Source organism: Marinospirillum celere, assembly GCF_900112235.1.
In the GTDB taxonomy this organism is placed as follows: Bacteria; Pseudomonadota; Gammaproteobacteria; order Pseudomonadales; family Halomonadaceae; genus Marinospirillum; species Marinospirillum celere.
In genome coordinates, this window is the sequence record NZ_FOLH01000003.1 from 122,268 (window position 1) to 138,090 (window position 15,823).

At 48.6% G+C, this 15,823-nt stretch carries 14 protein-coding genes; all 14 read left to right on the forward strand.

Going from position 1 to position 15,823, the window contains the following annotated elements; genetic code table 11:
- Window positions 1-23 precede the first annotated feature (23 nt).
- The 14 genes from BM185_RS07635 (at window position 24) to BM185_RS07700 (ending at window position 15,805) form a co-directional block, all read left to right on the forward strand.
- Window positions 24-866, forward strand: a complete 843-nt coding sequence (locus BM185_RS07635) for a pirin family protein (protein ID WP_091961645.1) — start codon at window positions 24-26, stop codon at window positions 864-866.
- 20 nt (window positions 867-886) lie between these two features.
- On the forward strand, window positions 887-1,531 hold the full coding sequence (locus BM185_RS07640) for a nitroreductase family protein (RefSeq protein WP_091961647.1): 645 nt from the start codon (window positions 887-889) through the stop codon (window positions 1,529-1,531).
- A 94-nt stretch (window positions 1,532-1,625) separates the two neighbouring features.
- The gene (locus BM185_RS07645; RefSeq protein ID WP_091962723.1) at window positions 1,626-1,973 is read left to right on the forward strand and encodes a metalloregulator ArsR/SmtB family transcription factor; all 348 of its coding nucleotides are present in this window, start codon (window positions 1,626-1,628) and stop codon (window positions 1,971-1,973) included.
- A gap of 64 nt (window positions 1,974-2,037) precedes the next feature.
- On the forward strand, window positions 2,038-3,111 hold the full coding sequence (locus BM185_RS07650; protein ID WP_091961650.1) for a dTDP-glucose 4,6-dehydratase: 1,074 nt from the start codon (window positions 2,038-2,040) through the stop codon (window positions 3,109-3,111).
- 184 nt (window positions 3,112-3,295) lie between these two features.
- Window positions 3,296-4,498, forward strand: a complete 1,203-nt coding sequence (fliB, locus tag BM185_RS07655) for a flagellin lysine-N-methylase (protein ID WP_091961653.1) — start codon at window positions 3,296-3,298, stop codon at window positions 4,496-4,498.
- A gap of 20 nt (window positions 4,499-4,518) precedes the next feature.
- Window positions 4,519-6,126 (forward strand): AAA-like domain-containing protein, encoded by a 1,608-nt coding sequence (locus BM185_RS07660; RefSeq protein ID WP_218149416.1) that lies wholly within the window; start codon window positions 4,519-4,521, stop codon window positions 6,124-6,126.
- Between the two features lie 3 nt (window positions 6,127-6,129).
- Window positions 6,130-7,308, forward strand: coding sequence for a dTDP-glucose 4,6-dehydratase (gene rfbB, locus BM185_RS07665; protein WP_091961659.1), 1,179 nt, complete (start codon window positions 6,130-6,132; stop codon window positions 7,306-7,308).
- Between the two features lie 20 nt (window positions 7,309-7,328).
- Window positions 7,329-8,951, forward strand: coding sequence for an aldolase catalytic domain-containing protein (locus BM185_RS07670; protein WP_177203511.1), 1,623 nt, complete (start codon window positions 7,329-7,331; stop codon window positions 8,949-8,951).
- Between the two features lie 8 nt (window positions 8,952-8,959).
- The gene (locus BM185_RS07675) at window positions 8,960-9,712 is read left to right on the forward strand and encodes a 3-deoxy-manno-octulosonate cytidylyltransferase (RefSeq protein WP_091961662.1); all 753 of its coding nucleotides are present in this window, start codon (window positions 8,960-8,962) and stop codon (window positions 9,710-9,712) included.
- Window positions 9,705-11,009 (forward strand): phosphoenolpyruvate mutase, encoded by a 1,305-nt coding sequence (gene aepX, locus BM185_RS07680; protein WP_091961665.1) that lies wholly within the window; start codon window positions 9,705-9,707, stop codon window positions 11,007-11,009. The genes BM185_RS07675 and aepX overlap by 8 nt, the downstream gene beginning before the upstream one ends.
- A gap of 19 nt (window positions 11,010-11,028) precedes the next feature.
- Window positions 11,029-12,147 (forward strand): phosphonopyruvate decarboxylase, encoded by a 1,119-nt coding sequence (aepY, locus tag BM185_RS07685; protein ID WP_091961668.1) that lies wholly within the window; start codon window positions 11,029-11,031, stop codon window positions 12,145-12,147.
- Complete coding sequence (locus BM185_RS07690) at window positions 12,144-13,244, forward strand: phosphonoacetaldehyde reductase (RefSeq protein WP_091961671.1); 1,101 nt, start codon at window positions 12,144-12,146, stop codon at window positions 13,242-13,244. The genes aepY and BM185_RS07690 overlap by 4 nt, the downstream gene beginning before the upstream one ends.
- Window positions 13,237-14,484 carry a CDP-glycerol glycerophosphotransferase family protein gene (locus BM185_RS07695; RefSeq protein WP_091961674.1) on the forward strand — a complete coding sequence of 416 codons (1,248 nt, stop codon included), beginning with the start codon at window positions 13,237-13,239 and terminating at the stop codon, window positions 14,482-14,484. Before BM185_RS07690 ends, BM185_RS07695 begins: the two co-directional genes overlap by 8 nt.
- Window positions 14,485-14,521: 37 nt before the next feature.
- The gene (locus tag BM185_RS07700) at window positions 14,522-15,805 is read left to right on the forward strand and encodes a surface carbohydrate biosynthesis protein (RefSeq protein ID WP_281247339.1); all 1,284 of its coding nucleotides are present in this window, start codon (window positions 14,522-14,524) and stop codon (window positions 15,803-15,805) included.
- Window positions 15,806-15,823 lie beyond the last annotated feature (18 nt).

Sequence of the window (15,823 nt, forward strand, 5' to 3'; positions counted from 1 at the left end):
ACATCACGTTTTGGAGACCAGCAATGACCCATCTCAAGCAAATTAGAGCAGCTCAACCCACACAAGATGGTGCAGGCGTTAAAATTCGCCGGATTCATGATTTCGGCGGAAGCCTGGACCCTTTCCTGATGGTTGATGAACTTAAAGCTTCTGTCAAAGAAGACTATATTGGCGGCTTTCCTCCTCACCCTCACCGTGGCTTTGAAACCCTGACTTATATTATTCATGGTGGTCTGACTCATGAAGATTCCATGGGTAATAAGGGCGAAGTTCACGCGGGTGATGCCCAGTGGATGAGCGCAGGCCATGGGGTCATCCATTCAGAAATGCCCTTAACCGATAGCGACGGCCTGCATGGCTTTCAGATCTGGATCAACCTGCCTGCCAAGCGCAAGCTGGATGCCCCTCGCTACAAAGATTTGCGGGCAGCCGAAATGGGACAACTGGACTGGCAAGGTGGACAGATCAAATCCATCGCCGGTACTTGGCAAACCCATGCAGGCGAGGTTCAGGGTGGTCTTCCTCAACTGGGTGAAGGAGCCGCTATGGCTGATTTACAACTGGAAGCAGGCCAGACCTTTAAGGTGACCTTAAACCCAAATCAACAGCTTTTAGCCTATGTTTATCAAGGGAGCCTGAATGCGGGTGTCAAAACCGGACAACTGGGCACTTTTGTAGCCAATGACCAAAATCAAATTGAACTAACCAGTGAAGAAGCCAGTGGACTTTTGCTGATGACCGGGCCTGCATTGAAGGAACCCGTTGTTCACTATGGTCCTTTTGTTATGAACACCGAAGAGGAAATCCACCAGGCCATCAAAGATTATCAAACTGGGCAACTCACTCAAATTCCTGTCGTCGAATAACCGAGCAATGGAGAAAGTCTATGCAAGCCATACAAGCCCTAGAGCAGCGTTTTTCAGCCAATCACTTTGATACCAACAAGCCGGTGACTGAAAAACAAATTGAGCAACTGGTTTATTTGGCAACTCAAGCGCCCAGTGCTTTTAACATTCAGCACACCCGCTTACTGGCAGTCGTTGAGCCAGCGGCCAAAGCAGCCTTGAAAGCAGTCGCCTTTAATCAGCAAAAAGTTGAAGACGCAGCGGTTACTTTCGTTGTTTTGGCCGATACCCAGGCTCATGAACACTATGCAAGAGTCAATGAGCAGGCTATAGAAGCTGGGCTTTATGACCAGCAAATGGCTGAGAAAATGCTTGAGATGGTTGCCGGAAACTATGCTGACAAACCTGGATTCAGTCGCGACGAAGCACTGCGTTCCGGCAGCATGGTTGCCATGAACCTCATGACGGCGGCGACAGCTGTCGGCCTGGCCAGCGGGCCTATGATTGGCTTTGACCCTAAGGCCTTGCAGCAAGAGTTCAAAATAGCTGAACGCTATCTGCCAGTTATGATGATTGCCGTAGGTTACGAGGGTGCCGGTAACTGGCCCAAAAAACCCCGCTTAACCACTGAAGAAGTGCTGGTAAAAGATGCCCGCCCTGGACAGACCCACCCATTTAGCCAATAAGCACTGACACAGCCAAGGATGGCGAGTGTGTCTAGGGACTGGTACACTACCGCCTTTTAACGCTGCCTCTGGCAAGGACTATCAGGAAGCTGAAATGCTTAGCCCCGCCCAGTTTTTTAAATGCTTAAGTGATGATACCCGCTGCAAAATTCTTCTACTGGTGATGGAAGAAGAGGAGCTTTGTGTCTGCGAATTTAGTCACGCCCTAGATACCAGTCAGCCCAAAATCTCCCGGCATTTGGCCCAACTGAGGGCAACAGGCCTACTGCATGACCGTCGCCAGGGACAGTGGGTTTACTACAGCATCAAGCCCGCCAAAAGTCACTGGACCTACCAGCTACTCAATGAGTTCTACCAAGTTAAAAAAGACCATATCACCGACGAATTGACTCGCCTGCACACTATGGGTGACCGCCCGGAAAGACAAAAGGAGTGTTGTTAAAACTCCTTTGATCAATTAAATTTTGCAGGGATGCATAGATTGATCTTCACAAGGAGTGTCAAGGATGAAATTGCTTATTACTGGAGGCGCAGGTTTTGTTGGGTCAGCACTGATTCATTGGCTCTTGCAAAACACTGAGCACCAAGTCATTAACTTCGATAAACGCACCCCAGCAGCCAACCCCCTTTCCTTACAAAGTATCCGCAGGCATAAAGACTACACCAGTTTTAGAGGTGATGTCTGTGATCCAGATAGAATTGCTGAAGCCTTAGAAAAATTTCAACCCGATGCAGTAATTCATCTTGCCGCCGCTACCCCTGATGAAGCTGAAGGCAGGGCCTACACGGCCTCTGAAGCCTACATGCAAACCCAGTGTATAGGCACCTTCCACCTCTTAGAAGCCACGCGCCATTACTGGCAACAACTTCCAGCCCATAAACACAGGGACTTTCGCTTTTTACAAGTCTCTAGTGATGTGGTTTTTGGCAACCAACAAAAACTAACCAACACCCTGGCTGAAAGCAACAGTTATCAACCCGACTCCCCCTACTCAGCCAGCAAAGCCTCTGCCGATCAGCTCGTCAAAGCCTGGCAAGCCTGCTATCAACTGCCTATTCTGGTGACCTATTCATGTTGCAACTACGGGCCTCGTCAACACCCTAGCCAGCTTCTGCCAGCCTTAGTGATCAAGGCCTTAAATCAACAGCCTCTGTTAATTCCCAGCACCAACCAAGCAATAAAAGACTGGCTCTATGTTGAAGACCATGTGCGCGCTCTTTACCAGGTACTGCTTTCAGGACGTCCGGGAGAAAGCTATCACATCAGCAGCAACGAACCCCTTAGCCGCCACCAATTGCTTAACCAAGTCTGTCACCAGTTGGATGAACTCCAGCCCGCAGCAACTAGTTACTGTAATCTAATCACTTATGACACCTGCCTGCCCGACTACCAAACCTATCTATCCTTGGATACTACTAAAATACGCAGCGAACTGGGCTGGCAACCCCTTGATAACTTTTCCAGCGGCCTTAGAAAAACGATGACCTGGTATCTCAACAACTCCGCCTGGGTCAACAAAGCACTGGAAAGAAGCCAGCCGAAAGCCATTAGAAGGAAAAAAGTGACGCAAGGAATCTGAAACCTAAATCCCGTAGAAAACATCAAGCAATCAATGTTATCTTGCTGATATCACTGTCATCATGATGCAGCCTTCAACTCAAGAATTTAGTTGAGCCACCGATATTAAACAGGTAAGACTCGAGTCCTCAGGAAAGCACTCCTAATCCTGGGGCGGTAGCGTGCCTGAAAGGATTTTCAAAAGAATGCAGCAAGATACTCTCGCTCCCCGCTATGTTCGCCAGTTTCAGTGTACGGGAAGCAAATGTCCTGATAATTGCTGCCACAGCTGGCATGTTGGTGTCGATCCAGAAACCTGGCGGGGCTATAAAAGCAACCCTGCACTCATCCCACTAATGCAGGATAAACTGGTCGACAACCAGGATTTAGTTACTAAGGAAACCACCCCCGGCTATATCAAACTGGATCCAGCAACGAATCTCTGCACCCTGCAAGAGCCTTCTGGCCTCTGCAAACTTCAAAAGGACTTTGGAGAGGCTGCACTTTGTAAAACCTGTGACAACTACCCACGCAGCTTTAAACTCCTCGGCGAAGACCTCATCGGGACGCTAACCGATTCCTGCCCAGAAGCTGCCCGCTTACTGATTAGTGACCCAGATGCACTGGAACTCGAATTTGGCCCGCTTCAGCTACCCAATAACCCTCTGGTTTATACCGCAGAAGCGCCGAATCATTTTGCCGAACGCTACCAACTTCTCCAAACCCTGATCACCCTGCTGCGCTATCGGGGTATCAGCTTGGAGATGCGCCTGTTTATTTGTGGACTCTTAATCCAAAGAGCGCAAACACTTCTTGATGAAGGTGGCGATGTCAGTATGCAGCAGCTCACTGAGCTTTTTGTCAATCTGACCGGCGAAGGCTACTTTAATGAACAAGCCCAAGCTCTGGGTAAAAACAATGATCCGGCGCTCGGCTTGGTTATTCTGAAAGTACTCATCAAAGAAAAGCGCGGTAAATCGGCTTTTAACGATGAACTGCAAACCGCCCTTCAAGGCCTGGAAATCACCAACAAAACCAGTCTGGGTAGTCAGCACATTAAAAAACTGCAAGAAGCCCGTAAGCGCTACTTGAACCCTTTGGAAAAAAAGCAAGGCCACGCCCTGGAAAACCTAGTGGTTAACTGGCTACTTAGAGACCTTTTTCCTATTCAAAAACAGAACCTGAATGACGGCTGGGCGCATATTATGGCTCGCTATCTTCTACTAAGAACTCTGATCTGTGGTGTGGCCTTGAAACAGAAAAACCTCAATAAAAAAGACATGGCCCGAATCGCTTACCGCTTTGGCCGTGGCGTGAGCCACTCTCAAGTACTCAGCACTCTGCTTCTGGAGTTGGCGGGTCGTGATCTCGATAACGCCACTGTTTTCAGCAAAGCCCTTGACCTTTAGGTCCATGAAGTGAGCCAACCATGATACTGGAACGCTTTTTCAACACTGCCGGCCCGACCATTCCAGCCGATCATTATCACATTGACCTGCTTCACCGCTTGGACTGGGAAGAAATCCAACATCTCGTTGCCAGCAAGCGCTATTTCGTCCTCCATGCACCCCGCCAAACGGGTAAAACCTCCACTCTTTTGGCGATGATGAAAGCCTTTAACGCAGCAGGTCACTACGCCTGCGCCTATGCCAATATTGAAGGTGCACAAGCAGCTCGTGGTGATGAAACCCAGGGCATACCGGCTGCCTGCGATGCGCTAGTCAATGCCATTGACCTCTATCTGGATCAACCCCAGCTGTTGAACTGGTATGAAGAAAAGAAAAGTAGTCTCGCACCTCAACACCTTCTAACCCAGGTGTTACAGCAATGGGCGAAACTATCTGAGAAGCCTACTATCCTGCTTTTGGATGAGGTCGATGCTCTGGTTGGCGACACCCTGATTTCCTTGTTGCGCCAAATTCGTGCCGGTTATGGCCAACGGCCTGACTTCTTTCCGCAATCCATTATTCTTTGTGGTGTGCGCGATGTACGTGATTATCGTATGCATCAGGAAGGCACTGAAGTCATTACCGGCGGCAGTGCTTTTAATATAAAAGCTGAATCCCTGCGCATGGGCAACTTCACTGAACAAGAAACCCACGCCCTCTGGCAACAACACAGCCAAGAAACCGGCCAGGAATTTGACCCGGCCATTTTTCCAGAACTCTGGGAAGACACCCGTGGCCAACCCTGGCTGGTCAATGCCTTAGGTTATGAAGTCACCTGGAAAAACCGCAAAGCCCGTGATCGCAGCCATAAAATTTCCCTGACTGACTATCAGGAAGCCCGCGAACGCCTGATTTATTCCCGCGCCACCCATCTGGACCAACTCAGCGACAAGCTGAAAGAGCCAAGGGTGCATTCGGTTATTTCACGCATCCTGAGCACGGATGACGAAGAGACCAGTGATTTAAAATTCGATGACTTGCAATACGTCGAAGACCTTGGGCTAATCAACCTCTGGCCCTCAGTGAAAATCAGCAACCGCATTTACCAGGAAGTTTTACCCAGGGAGTTGACTTGGCCCACCCAGGTGATGATCGCCAACCAGGAGCAAGCTTGGTATATCAATGACGACCACAGCCTGAACATGGAGAAGCTACTCAAAGCCTTCCAGCAATTCTTCCGTGAACATTCCGACAGCTGGAGTGAAGGTTTTGATTATAAGGAAGCCGCACCCCAGCTACTTATGCAAGCCTTCCTGCAACGCATCATCAACGGTGGCGGTCGCATTTCCAGAGAATACGGCTTAGGCCGCAAACGCACTGATCTCTTTATCGAATGGCCATTAAACCCCGAAGAAGCTATGTACGGCCCCCTGCAAAGAGTCGTCATCGAACTCAAAATCCTGCGCGGCAGTCTGGAAACGGCTATTGAAAAAGGGTTGGAACAGGCCACTGACTACACCCAACGCGTGGGTGCTGAAGAAACCCACCTGGTCGTCTTCAACCGTGACCCTGCCACTCCCTGGGATCAGAAAATCTGGCAGCGTGAAGAAACTTATCAAGACAGAAACCTAAAGGTTTGGGGTGCTTAATCAATGAAGCTTCTCATAACCGGCGGGGCCGGCTTTATTGGCTCAGCCGTGATCCGTCACATTATCCAGAATACCCAGGACAGTGTCGTCAATATCGACAAGCTGACCTACGCAGGGAATCTTGAAAACCTGGTAGCGGTCGAGCAATCCAGCCGCTACGCCTTTGAGCAAGTCGATATCTGCAACCGCCTTCAACTGGAAGATGTTTTTAACCAACACCAGCCAGACGCTATTATGCATCTGGCTGCCGAAAGCCACGTTGACCGCTCCATTGATGGTCCTGCTGCCTTTATCGAAACCAATATTGTCGGCACCTACACCTTACTGGAAGTCGCACGCAGCTACTGGCAAGGGCTGGATACAGAACGCAAACAGGGATTTCGCTTTCATCACATTTCTACTGATGAAGTCTATGGCGACCTGCCCCACCCGGACGAAGACGACCAGGCAGAGAGCAAGCTATTCACTGAAACCACTGCCTATGCACCCAGCAGCCCCTATTCAGCAAGCAAAGCCAGCTCAGATCACTTGGTACGTGCTTGGCATCGCACCTATGGTTTGCCGGTTATCATCACCAACTGCTCCAACAATTATGGCCCCTACCATTTTCCAGAAAAATTAGTGCCCCACATCATCCTGAACGCACTCAAAGGCAAGCCTCTACCTGTTTATGGTAAAGGCGATCAAATCCGTGATTGGCTCTATGTCGAAGACCATGCCCGCGCACTCTATAAAGTGGTCACAAAAGGCCAGGTTGGTGAGACCTACAACATTGGCGGCCACAACGAAAAACAAAATATCGAAGTCGTACACACCCTATGTGAAATCCTGCAAGAACTAAAACCTTTTGATTCTGTTGTGGGAGCGCAGCCCCTAAATGACCATCGCTCGCAGAGCGAGCTCCTACACAAGGAATCTGCGGGAACGCACTTTGTAGGAGCGCAGTCCCTGCGCGATTATCGTCAATTAATCACCTTTGTCCAGGATCGTCCCGGCCACGACAGACGCTATGCCATAGACTCCAGCAAAATCGAACGTGAGCTCGGCTGGAAGCCTCAGGAAACCTTCGAAAGCGGCATGCGCAAAACTGTGCACTGGTACCTGGATAATCAAGAATGGTGGCAAAGGGTGTTGAATGGCAGCTATCAATTAACACGTCTTGGGCATGACTCCCAAAGCTAGGATCAGAGCAGGTTATCAACATGCATCCGAATAACTCGATTACCCATCTGGATTGTACGCTGCGCGATGGCGGCTACTACAATGCCTGGGACTTTTCCGCCGAGCTGATCAATGACTACCTCGAAGCCATGCACTCAGCTGGCATTCAGGTTGTTGAGCTGGGCTTCCGTTCTCTGGAAAATCAGGGCTTCAAAGGGGCCTGTGCCTATACCCGAGATGACTTCATTGCCCAGCTCAATGTACCCAGTGATCTTGCCTTGGCAGTGATGATCAACGGCAAAGAGTTGGCTACGGACGACCCTGCGGAACAAACCCAACGTCTGAAAGCCCTTTTCCCCAACGCGGCAGCCGAGTCACCGGTTCAATGGGTGCGTTTCGCCTGCCATTTACATGAGTTCAAACAGGTTCTTCCTGCCACTCACTGGTTGAAAAAGCAAGGCTACAAGGTCGGCTTCAATCTCATGCAAATTGCTGATCGCAGTGAAGAAGAGATCACCGAGCTGGCACACCTGGCCGCTCAATACCCTCTGGATGTGCTTTACTTTGCCGACTCCATGGGCAGCATGACACCTGAAGACACAGCGCGCATCGTTGGCTGGTTGAGAAAAGGCTGGTCCGGTGAACTGGGTATTCACACCCACAACAACCAGGGCCTGGCACTACAGAATTCCCTAAAAGCACTGGATGCAGGTGTGACCTGGCTGGACTCAACCGTCACCGGTATGGGGCGTGGGCCTGGTAATGCCAAAACAGAAGAGTTGGCAATTGAGTTAGCCAAGCGTACAGCTACCAAGCCACAACTGACCAGACTGCTCAGTGTCATACGTCGCCACTTTCAGCCGCTACAAAACAAGTACGGCTGGGGCACCAACCCCTATTATTACCTAGCAGGGCTTTACGGTATCCACCCCACCTATATACAGGAAATGCTGGGGGACTCTCGCTACGATGAAGAAGATATCCTTGCGGTCATAGAGCACCTGCGCGTTGAAGGCGGTAAAAAATTCAATCTTAGTGCTCTGGATGCGGCCCGTCATTTCTATCAAGGCACTCCCCGAGGTCAGTGGCAGCCCAGTAATCTTTTCAAAGGTCGCAGTGTTCTTATTCTCGGCACCGGCCCAGGCGTTGCAGCCCATCAGCAAGCATTGGAATCCTTTATTCAGCGCACGCGTCCGCTGGTGGTCGCACTCAACACCCAAAGCGCCCTACAAAATGACTTGATTGACTTAAGAGTGGCCTGCCACCCGGTTCGCCTACTGGCTGACTGCGAAACCCACACCCGCCTGCCTCAACCCTTGGCAACACCCATCAGCATGCTCCCTGAGGATGTGCAGGCATCATTACAAGACAAACAGATTTATGACTTTGGTTTGGCGATACAACCCAATCAATTTGAGTTTTCTGAAAACTACTGCACCTGCCCCAGCTCACTGGTTATTGCCTATGCACTAGGGCTGGCAACCTCCGGGCAAAGCAAAAACCTGCTGATGGCTGGCTTTGATGGCTATGGCGCTGATGACCCGCGCAGCAAGGAAATGCAACATATTCTGGATTTATACCAGCAGCACCCCAAAAGCCTACCCCTGACTGCAGTGACCCCAACGCGCTATGCGCTGAACACTCAATCGATTTATGCCCTTTAAGGAATGACATGAAAACAGTTGTCATCATTCCAGCCCGCTACGCATCAACGCGCTTCCCCGGCAAGCCCCTGGTCGATCTGGCTGGCAAACCCATGATCATCTGGGTTGCAGAACTCTCTGCAAAAGCGGTAGGCCAAGAAAATGTCTATATCGCCACAGACGATCAGCGCATTGCCGAAGTGGTTGCGCAGCATAACTTCCAATACCTAATGACCAGCTCCCAGGCACTCACAGGGACCGACCGCCTTGCAGAAGCAGCAGAGCAATTGAATGCCGACATCTTCATCAATGTTCAAGGTGATGAGCCTCTCGTTGACCCTGCAGACATCCTCAAAATAAGAGATGCAAAACTGCAACACCCCGGTCAAATCATTAATGGCTTTTGCTGGCTCACCCCTGATGAAGACCCACACAGCGTCAACATCCCCAAGGTGATCACCAACGAGCAGGATGAGCTGGTCTATATGTCCCGCCAGGCACTACCCGGCTACAAAGAAGACAAAAATGCTCCAAAAGGCTTTAAAAAGCAGGTGTGTATCTATGCCTTTAACAAGGCCGAACTCCTGGCCTTCAAAACCTTTGGACGCAAAAGCCAACTAGAAGCCTGTGAAGATATAGAAATTTTGCGTTTTATTGAATTAAACAAAAAAATTCGTATGGTCGAAACCAAGGGTGGAAGTTTAGCGGTGGATGCGCCAGAAGATATCGATGCAGTAACTGCCGCTCTAAAAAACAAGGAAACAAACCAGCCTAATGAATAAAAAAACTGTTTATGTCGGCATGAGCGCTGACCTGGTTCATCCTGGGCATTTGAATGTTCTTAATAGGGCGCAAGAGTTGGGTGAAGTCACCGTTGGGCTTCTGACCGACGAGGCGATTGCCTCCTACAAACGTGTTCCCTATATGGAATTTGAACAGCGCAAGCAGGTGATTGAGAACATCAAAGGGGTTAGTCAGGTCATTCCACAGACCACCCTGGATTATGTACCCAACCTGGAAAGCCTGAAGCCAGACTATGTTGTGCATGGTGATGACTGGAAAACCGGCGTGCAGCAAAAAACCCGCCAGCGGGTGATTGATACCCTCGCCCAATGGGGTGGTGAGCTGGTTGAAGTCCCTTACACCAAGGGTATTTCTTCCACCCAGTTGAACAAAGCGTTGAAAGAAATCGGCACCACACCCGATGTGCGCCTTAAATCCCTGCGCCGCATGCTGAAAGTCAAACCCTTACTGCGTTTTCTGGACATTCACAATGCGCTCAGCGGCCTGATCATTGAAAATACCAGCATTGATACCCCGCAGGGCAAACGCGAGTTTGACGGCATGTGGGGCAGCAGCTTGACCGACTCCACCGCCAAGGGTAAGCCGGACATCGAGGCGGTCGATGTTTCAGCCCGCATGACCACCCTGAATGAAGTTCTGGAAGTCACCACCAAACCCATCATTTATGACGCAGATACAGGTGGCCAACTTGAGCACTTCAAGTTCACCGTGCGTACGCTTGAGCGCTTGGGGGTTTCTGCCGCCATTATTGAAGACAAAACCGGCCTGAAGAAAAACTCCCTGTTTGGCACTGAAGTCGAGCAGACCCAGGACACTATCGAAAATTTCTGCCTTAAAATTCAGGCTGGTAAGCAAGCCCAGGCCACGGATGATTTCATGATCATTGCCCGTATTGAAAGCCTGATACTGGATCAGGGCATAGATGATGCCTTCACCCGCGCCAAGGCGTATCTGGAGGCCGGTGCTGATGGCATCATGATTCATAGTCGCAAAAAAGACCCCGCTGAAATTTTTGAGTTCTGCCGTCGTTATAACACTCTGGAAAACCGTAAGACCCTGGTTGCTGTCCCTTCCAGCTACAACACAGTGACTGAAAATGAACTGCAGGATCATGGCGTGAACATTGTCATCTACGCCAATCAGTTGCTGCGCAGTGCCTATCCAGCCATGCTGAAAACAGCGCAATCCATTCTGGAGCACAAACGCTCTGCCGAGTGTGATGCGGATATGCTGCCGATCAAAGACATCCTGGAACTGATTCCTGGCACCAAATAAAACAGCGGCTGAAGAACCCATGATTGCACCTGACCAGTTTTACACTGCCATGAAAGCCGCAGGCATCCAGCTCTTTGCTGGCGTGCCGGATTCCCTGCTCTCCAGCCTCTGTGCTTACATCGATGATCACAGTCAGCCAGGGGAGCACATCATCACCGCCAACGAGGGCAATGCCATTGCCCTGGCTGCTGGCTACCACCTCAGCAGTGGTCGTTATGCTGCGGTTTACATGCAGAATTCTGGGCTGGGTAACACCATCAACCCACTCACCTCTTTGACTGATCCAGAGGTGTACCGCATCCCGATGCTGCTGATCATTGGCTGGCGAGGCGAGCCTGGTGTCAAGGATGAGCCACAGCACATCAAACAAGGCCGGGTTACACCGGGACAACTGGATTTACTCGAAATTCCTTATCTGATTCTGGATGCTGACTCAGATGGCTTGAAGGTTCTAGAACAAGCCATCGAAATCATGAAAACAACAGGCGCCCCTGTTGCCTTGATGGTTCGCAAGGATACTTTCACCAAATACAAAACAAGGCGGCAGACGAGCATGCAATCCAGCATGAAGCGTGAAGAAGCACTGCGCTGCCTGCTCGCCCTCACTGGTGACGATCTGATTGTTTCCACTACAGGTAAAACCTCCCGTGAGGTTTTTGAACTGCGAGTAGAAAGACATGAATCCCAGCGCGACTTCCTGACCGTGGGTGCCATGGGTCATACCGCTTCGATTGCCCTGGGTGTTGCTCTGGGCAACCCCAGCAAGCGGGTCATTTGTATTGATGGTGATGGTTCAGCACTGATGCACTTGGGTGCTTTGCCAATCATTGGTAGTCAAAAGCCTGCCAATTTGATCCACGTGCTGCTCAACAACGCTGCTCATGAGTCTGTAGGTGGTCAACCCACCATTGCCGACCAGATGGATTTTGCAGCCATCAGCAAGGCCTGTGGCTATAACGCCTATGCCAAAGCCAGCAATGAAGAAGAATTGACGCAAGCCTGGCAACAACTAAGCCAGCAGGCAGGGCCAGTATTACTGGAAGTCTGTATCACCACAGGCTCTCGGGATGATCTCGGCCGCCCGACCAGCACACCTGAAGAAAACAAGCTGGCCTTCATGAAGGTGGCTAAGTCATGAATTCCACTTGGTCACATCACAATCCGGTCAGGATACTGGCCGGACGCGGCTGTCTTGACCTGCTTGGTCAGGAAATAACAGCCGGTCACTGGTTATTGGTCACAACAGCGGGGGCAACCCGACGTGGACTGACACAGAAAATCCTGGATCTACTGCCACAGGTTCAGATCAGTATCTGCGACAGTATCACACCGAACCCGGAGTTGGATTACCTTGATCAGTTAACCGCTGATTATCGCCCACAGCGCATTGATGGCTTGATTGCCTTGGGTGGTGGCAGTGTCATGGATGCCGCCAAGGTGCTATCGGTGACGCTGCTCAGTGAACTGGACAAACCCCTGGCAACCAGTTTAAGAGAAGGTAAAGGGCAGGCATGGAGTAAAAACCTGCCCGTCATTGCCATCCCTACCACCTCGGGAACCGGCGCAGAAGTGACCCCTTTTGCAACTGTCTGGGATCAGAACGAACATAAAAAACACTCGGTAACAGGTGACTGCGTCTACCCTATGCTGGCTGTAATGGATCCAGAGTTAACCCTGACGTTGCCACATGATGAAACCCTTTATACAGGTCTGGATGCCATCTCACATGCGCTTGAATCTCTATGGAACAAGAACAAAACTCCAGTCAGTGAAGCCTGGGCCTGGCAGGCGCTTAAATTAGCAATTGAAGCCCTGCCAGTGGTTCTGAAAGAACCAGAAAACCTGGATGCCAGAGAGAAAATGCAGCAAGCAAGCCATCTAGCTGGGCTAGCAATCAGCCAGACACGCACAGCTATTGCTCACAGTATTTCCTATCCGCTAACCAGCCACTATGGCGTGCCTCACGGATTGGCGTGCAGTTTCACTTTGCCAGCACTGATTGAAGAGTACCTGGGCAAGAAACAAAACTGCACACACCAGAACCTCTTACTTGAGGCTCAGGTGATGCTCAAAAATTTGAAGATGGATGCAAGGCTGAGTAACTATTTAAATGCCAAAGAACTGGCTGCTTTAGCAAAGGAAATGCTCAATCCGGAACGCTACGCTAACACCAGTTTTGAATGTAAAGTTGAAGAAATACTTAAGCTCAGCACGCTAAGGGCAGAAAATGTTTAACAGTGAATCAGAAAAAAAGATGTACAACAGAAACCTGCTGGCTGAGTACAAGAAATCCAAGGCAGCGAATAAAAAAAGGCTTGAAAAGCTTAAGGGTAAAGAAAAGCTCAACATTCTATTTCTGATCATCCATAAACAAATGTGGAAGATGGACGCCCTCTACAGAGCGATGGAAGAAGATCCCTTCTTCAACCCAACAATATTGGTGATTCCAGACTTTACCTACCATAAGAACAACTTGCATGAACACCTGAAGGATAACCTCAGATTCTTTCAGGAAAAGGGGTACAGAGTAGAATCATCCTATGATGAATCAACCCAAGAGTGGCGTAAGGTAGCAGAATTCGAACCCGACATTTTGTTCTTCTCCTACCCTCACCCCATGACCCACGACAACTACTATGAAAAGGCGTTTCGAAACTACCTATCCTGCTATATCCCCTATTACCATCAGACAGGTAACTTTCTTGAAAACGTACCCCAGTACAATCGCCTTTTTCACAATATGATGTGGAAGATCTTTGTGCCCAGCGATATTTCACTGGAAACACACAAAGAATACAGTGCCAATAAGGGCGACAATGTTGTTGTTACAGGCTATGTTGCCTGTGAGCCTCTATTGGAACCCCCGAAGAAAGACCCCTGGAAAGTGATCAATGATGGCAAAAAAAGAAAGCGCATTATCTGGGCTTCTCATCACACTTTTGATGATACACATATTCAACTGTCCACTTTTCATCTCTACCATGACTTCTTTAAAGAGTTGGCGATCAAATACAAGGATGAAGTTCAGTTTGCATTCAAGCCCCACCCACTGCTGAAACCCAAGCTGGATGCTCACAAGGACTGGGGAAAAGAAAAAGCAGATGATTACTATAAATTCTGGGTGGAACAAGAAAATACTCAGCTTGAAGACGGTGACTACGAAGACCTCTTCCTGACATCCGACGCCATGATCCATGACTGTGTTTCCTTCATTGCCGAATACCACTACACCAAAAAACCTGTCATGTACCTATGGCGTAATGAAGAGATCACAAAAGAGTTTAACAAGCTAGGGTTGGCGGCACTGAAAGACTGCATACCAGGTAAGAGTGAAGAGGCTATTGAAAGCTTCATAAAAGAAGAACGCTCGGACAACACGAATAGTAGAAAGTTCTACAAAGAGCATATTGAACCCTACTACAAAGAAAGGCCGACAGCCAAAATTATTAAAACGATCAAGATACGAGAGCACTGAAATGAAAAGCATCTCAGGAAAGCCAGTAGTACTAATGATGGTGGACTCACCTAGGCGAGATCTAAGGTGGCGCATTTACATGGCAGCAAATCTATCAAAGTACGGGATAACGTCAATAATAGGTCAGAGGGACTACATATTACCAACGCACGACAATTCTAAAAAAGCTATATGGCTTGGTCGCTTTATCTCAAACAATGGTAAAGTACCCGGAGACAAGTTGCTATTCGAAACATTTAAGAGGAACAAGACACCTGTATTTTTCATACATGACGAAGGTGGTTTTCATATAAAAAAATACTACAACAACACAATAACTGAGCGGATACACCCAATAGACATCATGAAAGAAGATTTCATAAAGAAAGTCTATGTATGGGGTGAAGAGCAAAAGAAGATATTACTAGATAAAGCGCGCAAAGAACTGAAAGAAAAAATAACAATTAGCGGAAGCCCAAAGTTTGAAATACTTGAGAATGCAGAAGTTGGTGATGAGAAATGGATTCTTGCTTGCACCCCTTTCAAAGTCTGCAACCCAGGCAGTCAAGGTATTAAGCCATTTTCTGAGCGAGCAATTGATCTAGCGAAAGATGACACAGCTGGGTCAATGAATGAGGCTCACTGGCATCACTTAAGATACTGGAAAAAAACAACAGATGAGTTTTCAGAATTTATCGAAATGATAGATCAGCTGTCAACAAAACTACCAAATGAAAATATAGTTATCCGACCGCACCCTGATGAAAATGCTGATTATTATAAAGGTTTGTTTAGCCATAGGAAGAATATAGAGATAAATTCAAGTGGAGATGCCTTTTACCTAATAAGAAACTCTAAAGCAGTCATCCACACGGAGTCTACCACTGGACTAGAGGCTTTACTTTGTGGTAAAAAAACAATAAATTTCAGGCCACTTGGTGAGCATGACTACGTCATGCTGGGCTTAGAGACTGCTGGAACATCAGCGGGAAACATAAATGAAGTTTTAACATGCTTACAAGACGAACATCCATCCAAAGACATTAGCAACAATAAATATATCAACCTAAACACAAACAGCCTAGAAAAAATTACAGATGATCTAGTATCATTTATCAACAAAAACAAAGTTAAGTCAAGATGCTTAATACAGAATCCAGAAGCCGAAGCACCAAAAGAATTTGACACCAAAGGAAAGAACTATCCTTACTCAATAAAAGAAATTGAAACCTATCTAAATGAAGCAAACCAAAAACTAAATACAGCCGCAACCATAGAGCAACAAGGCTTCAATCATGTAATAATAAAACAAAAAACAATCGCGAGAGAGCAAATCGAATAACGAAAAAGAAATACAAAA

What these genes read in the sequence shown, in the direction of transcription:
- fliB (WP_091961653.1), top strand. Translation starts at nt 3,296, where the DNA reads ATGCAGCAAGATACTCTCGCTCCCCGCTATGTTCGCCAGTTTCAGTGT.
- BM185_RS07695 (WP_091961674.1), top strand. Translation starts at nt 13,237, where the DNA reads ATGTTTAACAGTGAATCAGAAAAAAAGATGTACAACAGAAACCTGCTG.
- BM185_RS07690 (WP_091961671.1), top strand. Translation starts at nt 12,144, where the DNA reads ATGAATTCCACTTGGTCACATCACAATCCGGTCAGGATACTGGCCGGA.
- BM185_RS07635 (WP_091961645.1), top strand. Translation starts at nt 24, where the DNA reads ATGACCCATCTCAAGCAAATTAGAGCAGCTCAACCCACACAAGATGGT.
- BM185_RS07640 (WP_091961647.1), top strand. Translation starts at nt 887, where the DNA reads ATGCAAGCCATACAAGCCCTAGAGCAGCGTTTTTCAGCCAATCACTTT.
- aepY (WP_091961668.1), top strand. Translation starts at nt 11,029, where the DNA reads ATGATTGCACCTGACCAGTTTTACACTGCCATGAAAGCCGCAGGCATC.
- BM185_RS07650 (WP_091961650.1), top strand. Translation starts at nt 2,038, where the DNA reads ATGAAATTGCTTATTACTGGAGGCGCAGGTTTTGTTGGGTCAGCACTG.
- BM185_RS07675 (WP_091961662.1), top strand. Translation starts at nt 8,960, where the DNA reads ATGAAAACAGTTGTCATCATTCCAGCCCGCTACGCATCAACGCGCTTC.
- BM185_RS07645 (WP_091962723.1), top strand. Translation starts at nt 1,626, where the DNA reads ATGCTTAGCCCCGCCCAGTTTTTTAAATGCTTAAGTGATGATACCCGC.
- aepX (WP_091961665.1), top strand. Translation starts at nt 9,705, where the DNA reads ATGAATAAAAAAACTGTTTATGTCGGCATGAGCGCTGACCTGGTTCAT.
- BM185_RS07660 (WP_218149416.1), top strand. Translation starts at nt 4,519, where the DNA reads ATGATACTGGAACGCTTTTTCAACACTGCCGGCCCGACCATTCCAGCC.
- BM185_RS07700 (WP_281247339.1), top strand. Translation starts at nt 14,522, where the DNA reads ATGGTGGACTCACCTAGGCGAGATCTAAGGTGGCGCATTTACATGGCA.
- rfbB (WP_091961659.1), top strand. Translation starts at nt 6,130, where the DNA reads ATGAAGCTTCTCATAACCGGCGGGGCCGGCTTTATTGGCTCAGCCGTG.
- BM185_RS07670 (WP_177203511.1), top strand. Translation starts at nt 7,329, where the DNA reads ATGCATCCGAATAACTCGATTACCCATCTGGATTGTACGCTGCGCGAT.